This window comes from Microbispora sp. CA-102843 (assembly GCF_050936215.1).
In the GTDB taxonomy this organism is placed as follows: Bacteria; Actinomycetota; Actinomycetes; order Streptosporangiales; family Streptosporangiaceae; genus Microbispora.
The window spans coordinates 6174674-6192592 of the sequence record NZ_JBNJNF010000001.1; the positions used below are offsets into that span (position 1 = coordinate 6174674).

Genomic DNA, 17919 nt, shown 5'->3' on the forward strand with positions numbered 1-17919 from the left:
CGATGTCAGACGGGGACAACCCACTGTTCCAGCCGATCCGCATCGGCGGCATGGAGCTGCGGAACCGGATCATGCTGCCGCCGCACGGGCGGCTGACCGGCGACCCGTTCGGCGGCGACAAGCAGGCGGCCGCTCATCTCGCCTACTGGCGCCGGCGCGCGGACAGCGGGGCCGCCTGGGTCTGCGGACTCAACGGGTTCATCGCCAACCCGGTCATTCCAGGCTTCGAGCCGACGGGGCTCGGCGCCACCGTACGCGGCGTCTTCCGGCTGCCGCGGTTTCGCGAGCGGGCCGGGCAGTACGCCGAGGCGATCCACTCGGCCGGCGCGTACGCCTCGGTGCAGTTGATCATGCAGGGCGGGATGCCTCAGTCACCCTCGGGACTGCTGGCGAACTACACGAACAACCAGGTGCCGCACGAGATGACGGCGGACGAGATCGCCTGGCTGGTCGAGGAGTACGCCTTCTCCGCCGGTGAGGCCAAGGCGGCCGGTCTCGACGGGGTGGAGCTGCACGCCAATCACGAGGACCTGCTGCAGCTCTTCCTCTCCCCGGCCACCAACCACCGGCAGGACGAGTACGGCGGGGACCACGACCGGAGGATGCGCCTGCTCCTCGACGTCGTCCGCCGTATCCGCCTACAGGTCGGCCCCGGCTTCACAGTGGGGGTACGGCTGAACATGGACGAGTTCTTCGAGGGCGGTTACGACCTGGAGGAAGGACTCGCCATCGCGGCCTCGCTGGAGGCCGACGGCAGCATCGACTACCTGCACTGCGTGGTCGGCAACAACTGGGGGTCGCCCAGTTACATTCAGCCGCACCACTATGCGGTGGCGCGGTGGTCGGAACTCGCCCGCCGGTACAAGCAGGCGCTGGACCTCCCCGTGGTCTACACCGGCCGGGTCGCGACGGTCGCCGCGGCCACCCGCGTCATCGAGGAGGGACATGCCGACGTCGTCGGGATGGCCCGCGCCATGTTCGCCGACGGTGACCTCGTCGCGAAGGCCCGCGGCGGCCGGACCGCCGAGATCCTGCCCTGCATCGGCACGAACGACTGCCTGCACCGGGTCACCGTGGAGGGCATGCGTTTCGGCTGCTCGGTCAACCCGCGCACCGGACGTGAGAGCGAGCCGCCCCCGACCCCGGCCGAATCCCCCAGGCGCGTGCTCGTCGCCGGCGCGGGGCCCGCCGGGCTGGAGTTGGCGGCCTCGCTGGCCGAGCGCGGCCACCGGGTGTCCCTGTGGGAGCGCGAAGACGAGATCGGCGGCCAGATGCGCGTCGCCGCGCGGGCAGCCGAGAACGCTGCCTACGCGGACTTCATGGCCTTTCAGGAGCGGCGGCTCGCCGAACTCGGCGTGGACGTCAAGCTGGGCCATGAGGCGGTGGCCGACGCGGTGGCCGACGCGGGGTTCGACGTCGTCGCGGTCGCCACCGGCGCCCGCGCCCGCCGTCCCCCGATCCCGGGCGTGGACCAGCCGTTCGTGGTCGAGGGACGGGAGGTGATGCTCGGCCGCGCGCAGGTCGGCCGGAAGGTTCTCGTGGTCGCCATGGAGGACCACATGCAGCCGCTCACGATCGCGGGCCATCTGACCGATCTCGGCAGGGACGTCACCGTGCTGTACCAGACGCCCGCCATCGCACCCCTGGTGGGCCGTTATTCCATCGGTGCCCCACTGGCCAAGCTCAGTGCGGCGGGCGCCAGGGTCGAGGTGATGGAGCGGGTGGCCGGCATCGAGCCGGGCCATGTCGTGTCCCGCAACGTCTATTCGGGGGCCGAACGCGTGCACGCCGGCTACGACTCGGTGGTGCTGGCGTGCGGGGGCGAGGCCGACGCCGCCCTGCACACGGCGCTGCGGGGCCGGGTGCCCGAGTTGCACATCCTCGGTGACGCCTACGCCCCGCGCCGCATCTCCTTCGCCACGCGGCAGGCGTACGAACTCGCGCGTCGTCTCTGAAAGAGGTCCGTCCCCGCTTCGCGTCCGGGTCCGGCCCGGTGTCGCGTCCTCACACCGGGACGGTCCGGGTGAGCAGCGCGCTCACCCGGACCGCTGGCGTCGTGGGCCGGCAACCCCGTCCGATCAGTTCATCGCGAGATTCTTCGCGCGGAGATTCACCACCAGGGACTTCACCCGCGTCATCGCCTCGATGGACGGGCGCACCCCCTGGGTTCCCATGCCGGACGCCTTGGTGCCGAGGAACGGAAAGTGGTCCGGGCCGCGGGCGGTGCGCCCGTTGACCTGAACGGTGCCCACGTCGAGCCGTGCCGCGATCTGGATCGCCGCGTCGATGTCACGAGTGAAGACGGCGGCTTGCAGGCCGTACTCCGACCGGTTACTGAGCCGGATCGCCTCCGCCGGGCTGCTCACCCGGATGATGGGAAGCACCGGAGCGAAGGGCTCCACCCAGGCCAGGTCCATCTCCTCGGTGACGTGGTCGACCACGGTGGGCTGCATGAGATTGCCCTCGCGGGTGCCGCCGTGGACCAGCACACCACCTCGGGCCAACGCCTCCTGAACCATCTTCTCCGCACCGGCCGCCGCCCCGGGATCGACCAACGGGGTGATCTTGGCATCCTCTCGCGGGTCGCCGACGGTGAGCCTCCCCGTCCGCTCCGCGATGGCGGCGACCACCCGGTCCGCCACGCTTTCCATCACGAGGACCCGCTTGATCGCCGTGCAGCGCTGGCCGCTGTACGAGAAGGCCCCCGCGACGATGTCGTCGGCCGCGGCCTCGAGATCCGCGTCGGCGAGCACGATCGCCGGATCCTTTCCCCCCAACTCCAGGAGCAGCGGGACCATCCCGGCCTTGCGCGCCAGGTCCGCGCCCGTGTCGGAGGAGCCCGTGAACGTGATCATGTTGACGCCCTCGTGCTGGACCAGGTAGTCCCCGATGCGGGAGCCACGGCCCGTGACCACCTGAAGGACCTCCGGCGGGATACCGACCTGGTAGGCGAGCTCGCACACCTTCAGCGCTGTCAGCGCCCCCTGCGACGGAGGCTTGAGCACGACCGCGTTGCCGGTCGCCAGGGCGGGGGCGATCTTGGAAACGGCCAGGTTGACCGGATAGTTGAACGGCGGGATGGCCAGGACCGTGCCGAGCGGGACCCGATGGACGATCGCCAGCTTGTCTCGCGCCTGCCCCGGGAAGGCGTCCGAGAACTGCGTCTCCCCGATGATCCGTTTGGTGTCCTCCGCGGTGTGCCGGATGTAGTCGGCGGATCGGATCACCTCGTCCCTGGCGTCCTTGCGCGCCTTGGCCACCTCCATCATCAGCAGGTCCCCGATCTCCGCCGCCTTCTCGGCGAGCCGGTGGGCGAACCGCACGAGCAGATCGGTGCGCTCCGTCAGCGGGCGGGCGAACCAGTGCGGCTGGGCCTGCCGCGCGGTCGCGAAGACCAGGTCGATCTCCTCATGCGTGTACTCGTGCACGCTGCCGACGACGGACCCGTCCACCGGTGAGATCACCGGGAGGGTGTGGTCATCGTCCGATGTCCGCCACTTCCCATTGAGCCGGTACCGGCTCACCGAAGCCGTGTTTGGTCCCACTCTGCGACCTCTCCGTAGGTGGATCTGTGCGCCCGGTCCGCCACCCCGAGCCGGTGCCCGGCGGACTGCGCGACCCCTGTGCCGATCTTCGCGGCCGGGTGATTGGACGAGAGCATCATGATGCGATATAACGTTCAACGTCAAGTTTTGTTTTGACCGCTCCCGCGGTCGCGCACGGCGAGGAGCCCGCATGTTCGACCGGTACTACGACGAACTCGCCATCGGTGACAGGCGCGTGTTCACCGGTCTCACCATCACGGAGACCCATGTGGTGAACTTCGCCGGCGTCACGGGTGACCACTTCGGCCTGCATATGGACGCCGAGTACGCCAAGACCACGCCGTTCAAGCAGCGCATCGCGCACGGGCTGCTGGTGCTGTCCTGCGGCGCCGGGCTCATCCCGCTGCTGCCCGGCCGGGTCATCGCCTTCCTGGGCATGGAGGAGGTCAGGTTCCTCGCCCCCTGCTTCTTCGGGGAGACGATCCATCCGGTGATGGAGGTCCTCCACAAGAAGGACAAGGCCCCCGGCGGTGTGGTGACCATCAAGGAGGACATCCTCAACCAGCGCGACGAGACCGTCGTCTCGGCGCGGATCAACATCTGGGTAGGCTCCCGGCCCGCCGACGGCGGTACCACCTGATGGACCTGCCGCCGCAAGGAACCGGGGCGGCGCCGAGCCGGCCCTGCCACTCCCGTCCCCCCACGGCCGGAGGCGAGGCGCACCCCACCCTGAACATCGGTGACCTCGCCAGGCAGGCGGGCGTGTCCACGCGCACGATCCGCTACTACGAGGAGCTGGGCATCCTCCCGCAACCCGAGCGTACGGTCGGCGGGACCCGCCGTTACTCGACCGACTACCTCTTCTATCTGGAGGGCGCCCGCGTCCTCAAACAGCTCGGATTCGGGCTGGTGGAGATCGCCGAACTGGGCCGGTTCGCGCTGACCGGCGCCGCCGCCTCGACCTGGACGAAGGCTTTCCTCCAGGAGAAGGTCTCCCAACTCGACCACAGGATCCGGGTGCTCACCCGCCTGCACGAGCTCGTCAAAGAAGCCGCCTCATCCCCCACCGCCTCGGGCCTCGCCGTTCCGGAGCTGCTGCGCTGGGTCAGTGAGCGGAGCGGCGACTTCACAAAGGGCGGACCGGGCGAAACCCCACGACCAAGCCGGAGCTGACGATGGAACGCATTCTCTTCGACGCCGAGCACAATGACTTCCGCGACTCCGTACGAGAGTTCATCAAGCGACACGTCATCACGGAGTACGACCGCTGGGAGGCCGAGGGCCTGGTGGACCGGGAGCTGTGGCGACTGGCCGGAGAGTCGGGCTTCCTCGGCATCGCCGTGCCCAGCCAGTACGGCGGTGGAGGCGAACCGGACTTCCGCTACAACGCGGTGCTCGTCGAGGAGTTCGCCCGCGCCGGCGCCGCCTCCCTCAGCTCCGGCTTCGGCCTGCACAACGACGTGGTCACGCCGTACCTCCTTGAACTCGCGAGCGATGAGCAGAAGCAGCGCTGGCTACCCGGGTTCTGCTCCGGCGAGACCGTGAGCGCGATCGCGATGACCGAGCCCGGCGCGGGGAGCGACCTGAAGGCGGTGCGGACAACGGCGGTCCGGGAGGGTGACTGCTACGTCCTCAACGGCACGAAGACGTTCATCACCAACGGCATCCACTCCGACATGGTGATCGTCGCCGCGAAGACCGACCCGTCGGCCGGGGCCCGGGGCATCAGCCTGCTCGTCGTCGAGCGCGGCATGCCCGGCTTCCGCCGGGGCCGCAAACTGGCCAAGGCCGGCATGCACGCGCAGGACACGGCCGAGCTGATCTTCGAGAACGTGCGGGTCCCCACGGAGAACCTGCTCGGCGAGCAGGACATGGGCTTCGGCTACCTGATGCGCAACCTCCCGCAGGAGCGGTTGTCCATCGCCGTCGTGGCCGTCGCCGCGGCACGCGCCGCATTCGAGTGGACGGTGCAGTACTGTCACGATCGCAAGGCGTTCGGCCAGGAGATCGGCAGCTTCCAGAACAGCCGCTTCATGCTGGCCGAGATGGCGACCGAGATCGAACTGGCCCAGGTCTACGTGGATCGCGCGATCCTCGAACTCAACGCCGGAACGCTCAGCCCGGTGGACGCCGCGAAGGCCAAGTGGTGGACGACCGAGCTGATGAAGCGCACCACCGACGCCTGCCTCCAGTTGCACGGCGGTTACGGCTACATGGACGAGTACCCCATCTCCCGTGCCTGGCGCGACGCCCGCATCCACACCATCTTCGGCGGCACGACAGAGATCATGAAGGAGATCATCGGCCGAGACCTTGGGTTCTGAGCGGGAGAGACCGGCGCTCCTCCGCACTGTGCGGCATTGCCGGCACTTTCCGGTGCTAAACTTAACGCTACCCGTTAAGAAGGAACTTCGCACAAGGAAGGAGTCCGATGGCCGCACGTACCTCCTCCCGAGGGAGGACACCCTCTGCCGCCGACGGCAAGACGGGGGAACCTCAGTCACCGGTGGAGGAATCCGGCAAGGAGCATATCGAGAGCGGGCTGCTCAGCATCGGCGAACTGGCCAGACGCGCGCGCGTTTCTCCTCGCACCATCCGCTACTACGAGGAGCTCGGCATCCTGCCGGTGCCCACGCGTACGGCCGGCGGTACCCGCCGTTACCCGCATGAGTACATCTTCTACGTAGAGGGTGCGCTCCTGCTCAAGGACATGGGCTTCACACTCGAGGAGATCGGGGAACTGGGCCGATGGGCCCTGGACCGCACGACCATCGCCTCCGATCGTATGCAGGCTCTCCTGCAGGGCAAGGTGGCGCTGCTGGAACACCGCATTCGGGTGCTCAACCGCCTGCATGACCTCGTCGTTGAGGCGACCCGTGGCCGCTCGAAGAAGGCCAAGCCCGCGCCGGAACTACTTCGCCTGCTTGGCGAGGAAGCACAGCTCGCGGACACCGGAAGCAATTGATCGTCTTCGCGTTCGAAACGCTGTCCCGATGCCCGCACATGCCCCTTCTGAAGTAGGGTTCGATCGCTGCCGACGCTTCCCACTGTGCTGTTCTTGGCCCCCGAGCCCGTAGGTCCCTTCCGTAAGCCGGCCGAAGCCGTCGCCGCTGAAGCTGTTCACCAGGACCTATCGACGCCCGCCTGCTCGATCTGGCGAAGAGCGCCACTTCGCCGTCGACGCCTCACATGAGTTGCGCACCCCCATCGCCGGGATTCGCGCCCAGCTCGAAAACGCGCTACGGCATCCAAAGGACCGCACGGGGGCCATCGTGGCCGCCCTGCGGGATACGGCGATGCTGGGTCGCTCATCGGCGACCTGCTCCTGCTCACCCGGATCGGTACGACGCCCGACTCCATGCGGGTGCCGGTGGATCTCTCGGAGCCCGTCGTATCGGAGGTGCGCTCGGGATGAGCCTGCCACCTCGGGCGCTTTCGGCCGCAGTCGGCACGGGCAAGACCCGGTCAAGGGCAACCCCGGAAGTGGCCGCCGAACTCGCGTACGTGGCCGGGGCCCATCCCCGTGAGGAGCTCGCGGAGGAGATGCGCGCGATGGCAAGCATCAGGGCCCGTTAGAAGGGGGCGGGCGAGGCCCGCCCCCTTGGCACTTCAGAAGTGGTGCGCAATGGCCGTGTGTCACCCCTTTGGGGTTGTCCTGCTGCCCCGAGCGGTCTTCCGCCCCGCAGTCGCCTGCGGCTGCGGAGGCTGTGGAGCAGCAGGCGTCGGAGCGGGAGGCGTCGAAACAACAGCCTCTCGCTCTCTGTCCTGCGCTTGCTGAGCGGCCCTCTCCCTGCCCTGCGCTTGCCGAGCGGACCTGGAGACGTCTTCCAACTCGTGGGCAGTCTCCTCGAACTCCTCCGCAGCCTCCCGGCTCGCCTTGCTGACGACCCTTCGGCCACGGACAGCCAAGTCCTCGTAGACCTCGCCGGCCTTGGCGACGGCATAGGGCCCGACACCTGCGAGGGCACAAAACGGCTTAGAAGTCGTGATCTTCTTGACCGGAGTAGTGAGCTGCATATGGTCACCCTTCCAGTGCATCTCCGGATGTCATTACCCTTGCGCGAACCTCCGGAGGCGCAGGCAGGTCATGCGCCGGGAGCCTGGTATTGCACCTGCTGCTTGGTAGCCTCGTCGATCTCTTCCGGCGTCAGAAGGACAACGGTCTTCGTCCGCAATCCACCAGATGCCGAGGCGGTGAAGCCCCAGGCGGCGCACGCCGCGTTGCCGGGCAGGTCGGCCACGACATAGACGTCGGTCTCGCCGAAGGCGAAGTACATCTGCTCGACGCGGCCCCCAAGGCTCTCCGCGATGCGGTCCACGACTTGGCGTCGCGCGGTGCCTCCCTCTCGAAGCACCCCCTTCAGGCCCTCTGCTGTGTAGGTGGCCTGGATCAGGTACTTGGGCATGGGATCGCCCCTTCTCCAGCCTCCGAGAACGGTCGCGAATGCGGAAGGCCCGTCGCCGCCATGCATGGACGGGCCTTCCAGGGTCCGCTGAGGCCCTGGTGAGCGAGATGAACTCGATGACCTTCTGTACCGCAGAGGGGCCTTATCGGACTCACTTTCGACGCTATCCGCCGAGCAGTCAGGTCCGAACAACGAAGGTGCCGAGGGCACACCACAAACACCGTCCACCTTCAGGGACACTTGCCCCCGGCCCAAGTGAAACGCAAAGAGCTGGCCCCGCCCCTCCGGGTCGAAGAGGACGGGGCCGTCGAGTGTCCTCCAGGATCCAACCGTGCGAAGTCTTGCCTGGGTTCGGGCGCCCGTCACCCCCGCAACGAGCGCTTACATGCAGCCTCCCACCCTCAGCCCCAACGCTCACGAAAGGCACGCACAGGGGAGCGTCTACCTCCGATCAAGAGGCATCCGCGCACACTCTCTTGATGGGCTCTTGAACCGAGCGAGACGCCGCAGTTGGCCACAGCCCCATAGGCTCCCTGTCGTAGCTGATCGCTACTGCTGGTAGCCGACCCAAGGGCCGCTGTGATCAGGAAAACGCTCATCGCCGCCCTGGCCATCATGGCCGGATTCATCACCTACAACCTGGTGGCCGGCTACCGCGAGCTCCTACGTCGAAGGGCGGCTGGTTTCCGCCGCTGATGTTGCGGTCGACCACCCGCATGGCAAGAAAAGAGGCTCCGCTCTCCTGGGAGGGCAAAGCCTCTTCTGATCAAGGGAGCTCGAACCGCTGACCGTCTTCGCTGGCATCAATGGCGGCGTCTCCAGTGTGACCAGCGCAGGCCGACCGCGCGACCGTCGCCGCCCTCGCCGGGCCGTCTACGGGCTGGTGCCCGTCGTGGGCGTGCTCGCCTCGCCGACGACCAGCGCATGGCAGGACCTCGCCCGCCATGTGAAGGAGCATCCCGGCAGCACCGACGCCGTCGACGCCCTCGGCCAGATGAGCGAGCAGGAGGCCGGGGACCTGCTGAACGACGCGCTCGACCATTGGTCCGTCGTCGGCGCGGACTTCAGCATCGTCGCGGTCGACGTGCCCGAGCCCGTCCCCGGGGACGAGCCCCCGGCCCCCGCATACGCGGTCTGCCCCGGCACCGTCCATGCTGGCGGAGGGCCGCTGCCCATGCTGGTCCTCGTCCCCGAGACACCCGTGGCCGGGGCCGACGACATCGACACGGAGCGGAGTGAAGTCGGCGTCGGACATGATCGGAACTAACCGATGCTCGCTACAGGTGACAACGCACTGCTCCCCTGGCCGCGGCTCGTAGCTTTCCGCGTCACTCGGCGTCGGTCTGGCGAACGACGGTCACAGCCGTAGCCAGGAAGGTCGCCACAACAGCCACGGGCGTCTGCGATGGCTTCCCCCTGCGGATGCGTTGTCGATCAAGTTCGCACCGCTCAGAAGCGGGGTCCTTTACGGTGTAGATCTCTCAGTCCATTTGAACACAAGGCGCTCCCCCGGCCACAGGACCGGCGAATGCGGTGACACGCTGGACATACATCCGTCACCGGGCGGCACGGTCCGGGAGTGCGACTCTTGATGACACCTGGGTGACACAACAGAAAAGCCACAATCCCCGATCTTGGGAACTGCGGCTTTGACCTGCTACAACAGTGTCGGGACGGCGGGATTTGAACCCACGACCCCTTGACCCCCAGGACGTTGGTGTAGTCGTTATTGCAGCTCAGTCGTATTCAGAGGCGCGAGGGCAAGGTGAGCACACGTGCCCGTTGTTCGGCTGTGCGCATAGCGTGTGGTCCCCGGATGGTCCCCAGCGGACACCTCCGGCATCGCCCTCTTACCGGCGGCTCCGAGAGAGGGACGGTGCCTGTGCAGACCGAACGACGCGAACACCCGTGCTAATGACAGCTTGTGTCGACTTGATTACGATCCGACTGGGCCGGTTGTGATCCCCGACACGAAGGGTGGTGCCGGGTGGATTCGCTGATGATCTACGGGCACGGGCTTATCTCATCGCTGCGGGCCTGTGCCCGCTCCGGCGATCCGGTCGACTATTGCGACGGCGAGCCTGGAGAGGAGCCGCGCCTGCTGGGCCCTGCTGCTGAGTGAAGTGCCCCTGGTGCACCCCAGGGAGCCTGGGCGTGCCGAACCTCACGCTTTGCGAACTGCCTGAAGAGGTGCCCGGTCCGGTATGGACCACTCTCCCCCGGCCGCGATAGCTGCCAGGAGCGGTATGGCGCGCTAGCAGCTCGGGAGGTCTCTTAACATCACGCCGCCTAAGCTGCCAAACCGCTGACTTGGGGGTATACGGGTCGAGCGACCGTGAGTCCCCGTGATTCCCTGCGGACCGCCGACCGTACGGGCACGCAACGGGCACGCCGGCGTGGTTCCTTTCCTCAGATGCCGCAGTAGAGCTCGAACTCTCTCCTGTCACTTCTCCATCTGGGCGGATGCTATGGAGTAGTGCTCTGACCTGGCAATACGGCTCTCAGCGCCTCCTGCTGACTTCCGACGTTTTACGGCCTTGGGCGGAACCAGAACGGAACTGAGGTCACCCACCACGTGCACTGTTGCGTGAGCCTGTTCTACGAACGCTCTTGACCCCAGGACGTTCGAGTGACGTTTTCGCAGCTCAACGGTATTTCAAGAGGTAGGAGTCAAGCTTGCTCGCCTACTGAGTCATTTCCATCCTGATCACGCTGGTCAGGATGGGCGCAGGAGGCGGGCTGGCCGGACAAGTTGGGAGTGAGGTGAGGCTCCCGGTAAGACAGCAGTCGACCAAGATCCGATGCCCCAACCGGAAGCCTCGATGCTGTCTTACCCTGCCGCGATTCCCCTGTCGAACCGCACCCTTACCCGTCTGGCCGAACTCATCCGCGCCCGCCGCGCCGAACGCCGCAGCCGGTGGCGGCGCCTCACGCCAAGACAGCAGGCACTGCTGGTACTGGCTCACCTGCGGAACGGGGACACCTACGCCCGCCTGGCCGCCGGCTTCGCCATCGGCACCACCACCGCCTGGCGGTACGTGCGCGAGTCGGTCGACCTGCTCGCCGCCTTGGCCGACGACGTCCAGGCTGCCGCGCTCCGGGCCGCCCGTCTGGCCTACGCCATCCTCGACGGCACGCTCATCCCGATCGACCGGGTCGCCGACCAGAAGCCCTACTACTCGGGCAAGCACAAGCGCCACGGGGTGAACGTCCAGGTCCTCGCCGACCCCGCCGGTCGCCTGGTGTGGGCCTCTCCGGCTCTCCCCGGGGCCGTGCACGACCTGACCGCATCCCGCATCGTGGGTCTGATCGACGCCCTGACCGCCAACGGCGTCGTCACCTTCGCCGACAAGGGCTACCAGGGCGCGGGAGGCACGGTCCGCACCCCGTTCAAGCGCCACCGACACCGTCCCCAGCTGTCGCGCGGGCAAAAGGACGTCAACCGCGCCCACGCACGCATCCGAGCCCTCGGCGAACGCGCCATTGCGACCCTGAAAGCGTGGAAGTTGCTGTCAAAGCTCCGCTGCTGCCCTCACCGCGCCACCCCGATCGTGCAGGCCGTCCTCGTCCTGCAAGCCGTCGAAGACGACCGCTACTCAGGATGAAAAAGGCTCACTGGTTGTTCGGCTGTGTAGGGCGCGGTTTCCTCGACCGGTCAGCGAGTGGCCTGAAGCCAAGCCCGGCCGAATTGCCCACTAATGCCCTGATTGGACCAGAGGCGTACGGGTGTCGATCCGCAGGGGCTTTCATTACCCAGAGGTTCCATATGGGCTACACAACGTGAGCGACCACTTAAGCATCCAGGCAATCATCGACCGACTCATCGACGGCACCATCCGCGTTCCTGGTTTTCAGCGGAAATTCGTGTGGCCGCCGCAGCGGTCTGCGCTGCTCATGGATTCTATATACAAGCAATTCCCAGTAGGCTCTATTCTGCTATGGCGCACAGCTGAGCGACTCACGCGCGAGAATCACCTCGGATCGTTCATCCTTCCTCCTCCGGACAAAGATTACCCTGTCGATTATGTGCTTGATGGCCAGCAGCGGATAATGGCGATATTAACAGCCTTCCAAAGGACCCTTGTCCCTGCCGACACAGACCCGGATACATGGCTTCCCATCTATTACGACTTCGGAGCCGTCGACGATGTTCAGGATTCGCGTTTCGTCGCCCTAACTGACGACCAGATTTTAGCCGATCGCCACTTTCCGCTATCGACATTCCTTGAGCCGGTGGAGTTTTCGCTACTCACGAGAGAGTTGGATGAGGCGAAGTATCGCGAGATTGCGCGCGTGCAACAGCGATTCCTACCCTCCTAATTCCTGTCCAAAAGTTCGAGACAGAGGATCGCACCAGTGTCGCTATTGTGTTTGAGCGGGTAAATAGGATGGGAATCCCGCTCGACACCTTCCAGCTGTTAACTGCGTGGACCTGGAGCGAGGAATTCAACCTGCAACAACGGTTCCTAGATCTGGCTGAGGAGTTCGCAGACTTTGGATTTGAGGATGTGGGCGACGACAGCGACCTTATGATGAAATGCACGGCGGCAGCCTTAATGCGGGAGCCGACGCCTGCGTCTTTGGTGAATGTCAATGGAGCAAGCGTTCGGGATGCGTTTCCTAACGTCGAGAACGCGATTAGAAGGGCCATCGACTTCGTACGCACGAATTTTCATGTGCGACACCTCAAATTCCTTCCGTACTCGAGTATGCTTGTTCCGCTCACCGCATTTTTCTCTATCGCTGGAGCGGATCCCGTAACGGATTATCAGCGAAGAGCCCTGGTTCGCTGGTTCTGGCGCTGCGCATTCTCGCATCGCTACAGCGGAAATCGCAACGAAACATTAAGCGCGATCTTGACGAAGCGGTGAAGTTGAGGCAGGGCGAACCAAGCGCGCCCGGGGATATCTATCTGAAGCTTGGTCCGGCATTCTTCATATCAAACGCCTTCTCGGGGAAGAGCGTGGCTAGCAAAGCCTTGATTCTACTCTTGGCTTCCCTTCGGCCCCGAAGCTTCATCTCCGGAGAGCTAGTCCCCATTGAGGATGTGCTGGCCGAGCCGAACAGGAAGGAGTATCACCACTGCTTTCCGCGCGCATATCTCGCAAGCGGCGGAGCTTACCCCAAGTCGATCAACGCACTTGCGAACTTTGCCATCATTTCCGCAGCAGATAACCGCACGATTAGCGATAAAGCGCCCTCTGTATACCGACGCCTCATGCCAGAGGACATCACGGAGATCAGCCGCTCAGCCCTGCTCCCGGAGTCGCTTTTTGAGGATAATTATGAGGATCCCCACCGTTGATCAGTACGTCGAGAAGCGCACCCTGATGCGGCCCTCCCCTGCCGGCAGCAAGGAGCCATCGCCTAGCCGCAGGACTCCACACGTCCTCGGACCGTCGCCCGAAGACCATGTCCCAGCCGTTCGTCATCTGCTTTCGTACGGCTTCGTGAGCGATGAGACTCCTGCTCCGGCCCTCCGTAGCGGTCAGCAGGTCCGGGTCGGCCAGATCCAGGAAGAGGTCGGGATCGGCCTTGTATGTGTTGTTGCCGCTGAACTGAAAGTCGAGCCGGTCGAACATCAGCCGGAGAAGACGCCGGTCCGTGCGTACGAGCCGGGTGAGAGCACCGCGTGCGCGTGCAATCCCCTGATGTTCCCGCCTCGCGATGTGATGCAGGCAGACCACCGCTTCGTAAGGGTGATGCACAGCCATCACCACGGTGCAGAGTGAGATGATCACCTCGGTGAGCGCGTCGGGCAGACCCGTCCTGGTGGACCACTCGTAGATCTGACGCCGGAAGAACCAACCCTGTCGCTGGTCCTGCAGAGCTTTCGTCAGAAGCTGTACCGCTGCTCGCGTCCCGGCTCGGATTGTGAAGCGCTCCGGGTCTGATGGAGGCTCGATTCCCTGAAAGGATCGAGTCATGGCACGTCCGTCCCCCTACCCGGCAGAGCTTCGCGAGCGTGCGGTACGCATGGTCGCCGAGATCCGCCCGAACTACCCCACGGAGTGGGCCGCGATGAAGGCGGTCGCGGCGAAGCTGGGTATCGGCGCGGCTGAGACGGTGCGCACATGGGTCCGCCGGGCCGAGATCGACGCAGGCCAGCGGCCAGGAACGACCACCGCGGAGGCCGAGGAGATCAAGCGGCTGCGAGCGGAAGTCGCTGAGCTGCGACGCGCCAATGAGATCTTGAAGGCGGCATCGGCTTTCTTCGCGGCCGAGCTCGACCGGCCACACAAGCGCTCGTAGCGTTCATCGACGCGTTCAAGCAGGTGTTCGGGGTCGAGCCGATCTGCCGTGTGCTGACCGCGCACGGAGTGAAGATCGCAGCCAGCACCTACTACGCCGCCAAGAGCAGGCGGCCCAGCGCCCGCGCCCTACGCGATGAACAGGTCAAAGAGCACATCAGCCGGGTCCACGCCGACAACTACGGCGTCTACGGGGTCCGCAAAGTCTGGCGGCAGCTGCACCGTGAAGGGATCGAGGTGGCGCGCTGCACCGTCGCCCGGCTGATGCGCGAGCTCGGCCTGCACGGCGCCCGCCGCGGCACGACGATCCGCACCACCGTGCGTGATGACGGCCATGAACGTGCCGCCGACCTGCTGCAGCGGGACTTCTCCGCCACGCGCCCCAACCAGCGCTGGGTCGCCGACTTCACCTACGTGATGACCTGGGCCGGGGTGGTGTACGTCGCGTTCGTCGTCGATGTGTACTCCCGGGCGATCGTGGGCTGGTCGGCTGCCACCACCAAGCGGGCCAAGCTCGTCTTGGACGCCCTGGACATGAGGCTGTGGCGGCGCGACCGGACTGGCCACCCGGCTGGGCCCGGGCTGGTCCATCACAGCGACGCCGGCAGCCAGTACACCTCCTTCGCCTTTACCGCCCACCTGACAGCGGCCGGCATCGACGCCTCCATCGGCACCGTCGGCGACGCCCTCGACAACGCACTGATGGAATCGCAAATCGGCCTGTACAAGACCGAACTGATCAAACCCCGTAAGCCCTGGAAAGGCCTATCCGACGTCGAAGTGGCCACCGCCGAATGGGTCGACTGGTTCAACCACCAGCGCCTGCACACCGCGATCGGGCATATCCCGCCGACCGAACACGAGACCAACTACTACGCTCAACACCAGCCCCAACCGGTGGCTGGAGTCAGCCCATAGAGCCTCCACCCAACCCGGAGCGCTTCACAACTGAGCGCTTGAGAACATCACGCTCGTCTTCCAGCTCAGCGCGGTCCTTCTCCCCCGCGGCCTTTGGCGTCTCATGAGTCGTGAAGGGTGCCGGTGTGTGTCACGCCGTGCGTCCCGTCGCCGGCAATGGAGTAATCGGTGGACCCTGGCCGTTGGGCCACGTTACGCGGCTTGTTTCGGGTTTGTTGCGTCTGTTGTATTTGTCCATCAGTCGCCTGAGCGGCGCAAATCCCGCTCTGGTCAGTTCGACCTGAGCTTGGTACTGAACCAACCCGATTCACGGACCCCGCCGCGCCACGTTGAGGCGTTCGTAACCGTGTTGCGCGTGAGCGCCCGTTCACGGCGAGTTAACTGCGCCTAGCCGCGGCGTGAAACATCCGGCTGGCGTCATCGATCTCACCCCACTTCAGGAGGAGTGCATGCATTCTCCCCCACGCGGCATTCTCGCCGCCCGACGCCGGGCCAATCGACGACGGCTGGCTTGGCTGCTGACCCCGATCCTGGTTTTCGTAACAATTGGGGTCAATCCTTCCTCATCCCAGGCGCTTCCGATCGGCGTAGGAACGCCGGTGCAATTCACGCTCACCGACAACCAGGGTGCGTGGTTCGACACCGGTGCGACGCTGTTCGGCACGCGGTCGCTCGGCGTCGCCGTGACGCCGCGGACCAAGCTCGCGTCGCTGCCGCTGAACACCGACACGCTGCTCAACGGCGATCTCGGCGGCGGCCTGCTCAACCTGCCGCTGCTCAACGGCAACGCACCGCTGGTCGGCCAGCTCGGTGTGAACGTCAACAGCCTGCTCAACCTCGACCAGCTCAACTCGGCGGTCGACGCGGCGGGCGGCGCGCTCGGATTCCTGAACCCAACGATCCAGCGTGCCAAGACGCAGATCAACCAGCTCAGCCAGCAGCTGTCGACGGTGCCGGACAGCAGCGCCGTCCCGCTCGGCAGCCTGCCCGTGGGGCTCGACCTGATGCGCACGCTCAAGGAGGTCGCCGCGCTGGCGCCCGCGGACCTGAGCCTCGCGCCGAAGGCGAAGTTCGCGGTGGCGGCACCGGCGGCCGCCTCGGCCCACTCGGTGACCAGCCTGATCTGGCCGGTCGGCGCGCAGCCGCTCGACCAGAACAGTGCGTTCATCGGCAACGTCGAGGCCAACCTGACCGAACCGGGCCTGTACGCGTGGGCCTGCAAGATCCACCCGTACATGCTCGGCGCTGTGGTCGTGGACGACCCGCTCACGCCCGGCCTGGACTTCGGCAAGAAGCTCAACGTCAACGTCAAGGGCGGCATCGTCGTGCCCAGCTCGGCCGACGTGGTGCAGGAGCTCGTGCAGAAGTTCTTCCGGATCACCACGCCCGACAACTGGCAGGTCTACAGCAACACGCAGACCAAGAACTGGAACCCCTACTACCCGCCCGCGCCGATCCTGGAGTACGACGCGAACGAGCAGCCGGTGATCATCCCGAGCCTCGACGCGTACTACAACAGCAAGTTCAACGAGGGCGTCACGCTGCCCGCGCTAACCCAGCGGCCGAGCGTGCCCGGCGTCGGTGAGCTCTGGGTCGACACCCAGATGGAGCAGTACGCCGGCAAGGTCAAGTCCGGCGCGGCGACCAAGGTCGACGTGCAGAACTGGACCGTAGACCGGAAGGTGGCGCTACCACAGATCAACCTCAACAACCCGCACAATATGTGGTCGGACCGCGACGGAAAGTACATCTATCAGACGGAATGGTTCTCCGACCGCCTGACCGTGTTCGACCGGACCACGGGTAAGCTCGTGCGAACTATCCAGGTCGGCCCGGACCCATCCCATGTGATGACCCGGACCGACACCGACCAGCTCCACGTCGCCATCAACGCCGGCAACGCGGTGGTCGAACTGAGTCCCGGTGCCAAGCAGATCGACAGACGCATCCTGGTGCAGGGTCCCGGCCAGACACCGGCCCACCCGCACGCGCACTGGATGAGCGCCGACGGGCACACCATGGTCACGCCGAACGTCAACCACAACAACTCGACGATCGTCGACGTGCCGTCGGGCTCGATCCAGGAGGTGCAGACCGAGCAGCTGCCCATCGCGACCGGCATGATGCCGGACTCCTCGAAGTACTACGTGGCCAACTTCCTCGGCCAGAGCGTCTCCTGCATCTCGCTGGACGGGCCGGCGTGCCACTCCGACAGCGGCACGAACGTCGGCTACAAGGCCATCAACCTGTGGGCGAACTACGACATGGTGACCGGGGCGACGACCGGGGGCTTCGGCGGCCTGCCGATCCAGATCCCGGTCAGCCCTGACGGCAACGTGGCTTTCGTGGCGAACACGCTCACGAGCAACATCGCCGTCATCGACACCAAGACCGACAAGGTCATCAAGTACCTGCCGTGCGACTCCGGCTGTCACGGCATCAACTTCGGTGCCAAGCGCGGCGGCGGCTACTACGCCTACGTGTCGAGCAAGTTCGCCAACACCCTCGCCGTGATCGACCCTGACCCCAACGGCGACGGCAACCCCGCCGACTCCACAATCGTCGGCAAGATGGTTCTCGACTCGGCCGCGGGCACCGCCGTGGACGACGTCGTGACCGGCTACAACGGCATGGGCGGGCAGGGCGTCTTCCCCTATCCGATCGTCTACAACGGCTGGGTGCAGAACGCCACGCCGGAGATGGCGGACCAGCTCACGTGTGCCCAGCTCAACCCCATCAACCAGGGGGTCTGCGAGTAACTGCGGGCCCGCACTGCGGGGGAGGGACCGTGAAGCGGAC

At 65.9% G+C, this 17919-nt stretch carries 16 protein-coding genes; 13 read left to right on the forward strand and 3 right to left on the reverse strand.

Annotated features, from left to right (window positions below; all coding sequences use genetic code 11):
• The first annotated feature begins 2 nt into the window (after positions 1-2).
• Entirely contained in the window at positions 3-1955 is a 1953-nt protein-coding gene (locus tag ACQEVJ_RS28565) for an FAD-dependent oxidoreductase (RefSeq protein ID WP_433106281.1), read from the forward strand.
• 123 nt (positions 1956-2078) lie between these two features.
• Here the strand turns inward: ACQEVJ_RS28565 and ACQEVJ_RS28570 are convergent, their stop codons facing one another.
• Positions 2079-3737, reverse strand: coding sequence for an aldehyde dehydrogenase family protein (locus tag ACQEVJ_RS28570; protein WP_433106283.1), 1659 nt, complete (start codon positions 3735-3737; stop codon positions 2079-2081).
• On the opposite strand from ACQEVJ_RS28570, the gene ACQEVJ_RS28575 reads away from it, so the two are divergent.
• The 5 genes from ACQEVJ_RS28575 (at position 3736) to ACQEVJ_RS28595 (ending at position 7121) form a co-directional block, all read left to right on the forward strand.
• Positions 3736-4185, forward strand: a complete 450-nt coding sequence (locus tag ACQEVJ_RS28575) for a MaoC/PaaZ C-terminal domain-containing protein (protein WP_433106285.1) — start codon at positions 3736-3738, stop codon at positions 4183-4185. The two genes, ACQEVJ_RS28570 and ACQEVJ_RS28575, sit on opposite strands and share 2 nt — an antisense overlap.
• Complete coding sequence (locus ACQEVJ_RS28580; RefSeq protein ID WP_433106287.1) at positions 4185-4718, forward strand: MerR family DNA-binding transcriptional regulator; 534 nt, start codon at positions 4185-4187, stop codon at positions 4716-4718. The genes ACQEVJ_RS28575 and ACQEVJ_RS28580 overlap by 1 nt, the downstream gene beginning before the upstream one ends.
• A gap of 2 nt (positions 4719-4720) precedes the next feature.
• A complete protein-coding gene (locus tag ACQEVJ_RS28585; protein WP_433106289.1) occupies positions 4721-5869 on the forward strand; it encodes an acyl-CoA dehydrogenase family protein in 1149 nt (382 codons plus the stop codon).
• Between the two features lie 107 nt (positions 5870-5976).
• Positions 5977-6510, forward strand: coding sequence for a MerR family DNA-binding transcriptional regulator (locus tag ACQEVJ_RS28590; protein WP_433106291.1), 534 nt, complete (start codon positions 5977-5979; stop codon positions 6508-6510).
• A gap of 446 nt (positions 6511-6956) precedes the next feature.
• Entirely contained in the window at positions 6957-7121 is a 165-nt protein-coding gene (locus ACQEVJ_RS28595; RefSeq protein WP_433106293.1) for a hypothetical protein, read from the forward strand.
• Positions 7122-7630: 509 nt separating this feature from the next.
• On the opposite strand, the gene ACQEVJ_RS28600 is transcribed toward ACQEVJ_RS28595, so the two are convergent.
• Positions 7631-7951, reverse strand: coding sequence for a GYD domain-containing protein (locus ACQEVJ_RS28600; RefSeq protein WP_433106294.1), 321 nt, complete (start codon positions 7949-7951; stop codon positions 7631-7633).
• An 823-nt stretch (positions 7952-8774) separates the two neighbouring features.
• Here ACQEVJ_RS28600 and ACQEVJ_RS28605 point away from each other — a divergent pair.
• The 5 genes from ACQEVJ_RS28605 to ACQEVJ_RS28625 all read left to right on the forward strand — a co-directional run bounded on the left by ACQEVJ_RS28605 (position 8775) and on the right by ACQEVJ_RS28625 (position 12822).
• Positions 8775-9218 carry a hypothetical protein gene (locus tag ACQEVJ_RS28605; RefSeq protein ID WP_433106296.1) on the forward strand — a complete coding sequence of 148 codons (444 nt, stop codon included), beginning with the start codon at positions 8775-8777 and terminating at the stop codon, positions 9216-9218.
• A 720-nt stretch (positions 9219-9938) separates the two neighbouring features.
• Positions 9939-10073 (forward strand): hypothetical protein, encoded by a 135-nt coding sequence (locus ACQEVJ_RS28610; RefSeq protein WP_433106298.1) that lies wholly within the window; start codon positions 9939-9941, stop codon positions 10071-10073.
• A gap of 700 nt (positions 10074-10773) precedes the next feature.
• Positions 10774-11556, forward strand: coding sequence for a transposase family protein (locus ACQEVJ_RS28615; RefSeq protein ID WP_433103118.1), 783 nt, complete (start codon positions 10774-10776; stop codon positions 11554-11556).
• A gap of 175 nt (positions 11557-11731) precedes the next feature.
• Positions 11732-12271 (forward strand): GmrSD restriction endonuclease domain-containing protein, encoded by a 540-nt coding sequence (locus ACQEVJ_RS28620; RefSeq protein ID WP_433106300.1) that lies wholly within the window; start codon positions 11732-11734, stop codon positions 12269-12271.
• Between the two features lie 68 nt (positions 12272-12339).
• Positions 12340-12822: a hypothetical protein gene (locus ACQEVJ_RS28625; RefSeq protein ID WP_433106302.1), complete on the forward strand. Its 483-nt coding sequence runs from the start codon at positions 12340-12342 to the stop codon at positions 12820-12822.
• A gap of 369 nt (positions 12823-13191) precedes the next feature.
• Here the strand turns inward: ACQEVJ_RS28625 and ACQEVJ_RS28630 are convergent, their stop codons facing one another.
• The gene (locus ACQEVJ_RS28630) at positions 13192-13878 is read right to left on the reverse strand and encodes a hypothetical protein (RefSeq protein ID WP_433106304.1); all 687 of its coding nucleotides are present in this window, start codon (positions 13876-13878) and stop codon (positions 13192-13194) included.
• Here ACQEVJ_RS28630 and ACQEVJ_RS28635 point away from each other — a divergent pair.
• A protein-coding gene (locus tag ACQEVJ_RS28635) for an IS3 family transposase (RefSeq protein WP_433106306.1) occupies positions 13877-15120 on the forward strand; the annotation gives its coding sequence in 2 pieces (ribosomal slippage) (positions 13877-14159 and positions 14159-15120; 1245 coding nt in all). The two genes, ACQEVJ_RS28630 and ACQEVJ_RS28635, sit on opposite strands and share 2 nt — an antisense overlap.
• 599 nt (positions 15121-15719) lie before the next feature.
• A complete protein-coding gene (locus tag ACQEVJ_RS28640) occupies positions 15720-17879 on the forward strand; it encodes a hypothetical protein (RefSeq protein ID WP_433106308.1) in 2160 nt (719 codons plus the stop codon).
• Positions 17880-17919: the final 40 nt, after the last annotated feature.

What these genes read in the sequence shown, in the direction of transcription:
- ACQEVJ_RS28580 (WP_433106287.1), top strand. Translation starts at nt 4,185, where the DNA reads ATGGACCTGCCGCCGCAAGGAACCGGGGCGGCGCCGAGCCGGCCCTGC.
- ACQEVJ_RS28565 (WP_433106281.1), top strand. Translation starts at nt 3, where the DNA reads ATGTCAGACGGGGACAACCCACTGTTCCAGCCGATCCGCATCGGCGGC.
- ACQEVJ_RS28570 (WP_433106283.1), bottom strand. Translation starts at nt 3,737, where the DNA reads ATGCGGGCTCCTCGCCGTGCGCGACCGCGGGAGCGGTCAAAACAAAAC.
- ACQEVJ_RS28600 (WP_433106294.1), bottom strand. Translation starts at nt 7,951, where the DNA reads ATGCCCAAGTACCTGATCCAGGCCACCTACACAGCAGAGGGCCTGAAG.
- ACQEVJ_RS28625 (WP_433106302.1), top strand. Translation starts at nt 12,340, where the DNA reads ATGGGAATCCCGCTCGACACCTTCCAGCTGTTAACTGCGTGGACCTGG.
- ACQEVJ_RS28595 (WP_433106293.1), top strand. Translation starts at nt 6,957, where the DNA reads ATGAGCCTGCCACCTCGGGCGCTTTCGGCCGCAGTCGGCACGGGCAAG.
- ACQEVJ_RS28590 (WP_433106291.1), top strand. Translation starts at nt 5,977, where the DNA reads ATGGCCGCACGTACCTCCTCCCGAGGGAGGACACCCTCTGCCGCCGAC.
- ACQEVJ_RS28630 (WP_433106304.1), bottom strand. Translation starts at nt 13,878, where the DNA reads ATGACTCGATCCTTTCAGGGAATCGAGCCTCCATCAGACCCGGAGCGC.
- ACQEVJ_RS28575 (WP_433106285.1), top strand. Translation starts at nt 3,736, where the DNA reads ATGTTCGACCGGTACTACGACGAACTCGCCATCGGTGACAGGCGCGTG.
- ACQEVJ_RS28615 (WP_433103118.1), top strand. Translation starts at nt 10,774, where the DNA reads ATGCTGTCTTACCCTGCCGCGATTCCCCTGTCGAACCGCACCCTTACC.
- ACQEVJ_RS28585 (WP_433106289.1), top strand. Translation starts at nt 4,721, where the DNA reads ATGGAACGCATTCTCTTCGACGCCGAGCACAATGACTTCCGCGACTCC.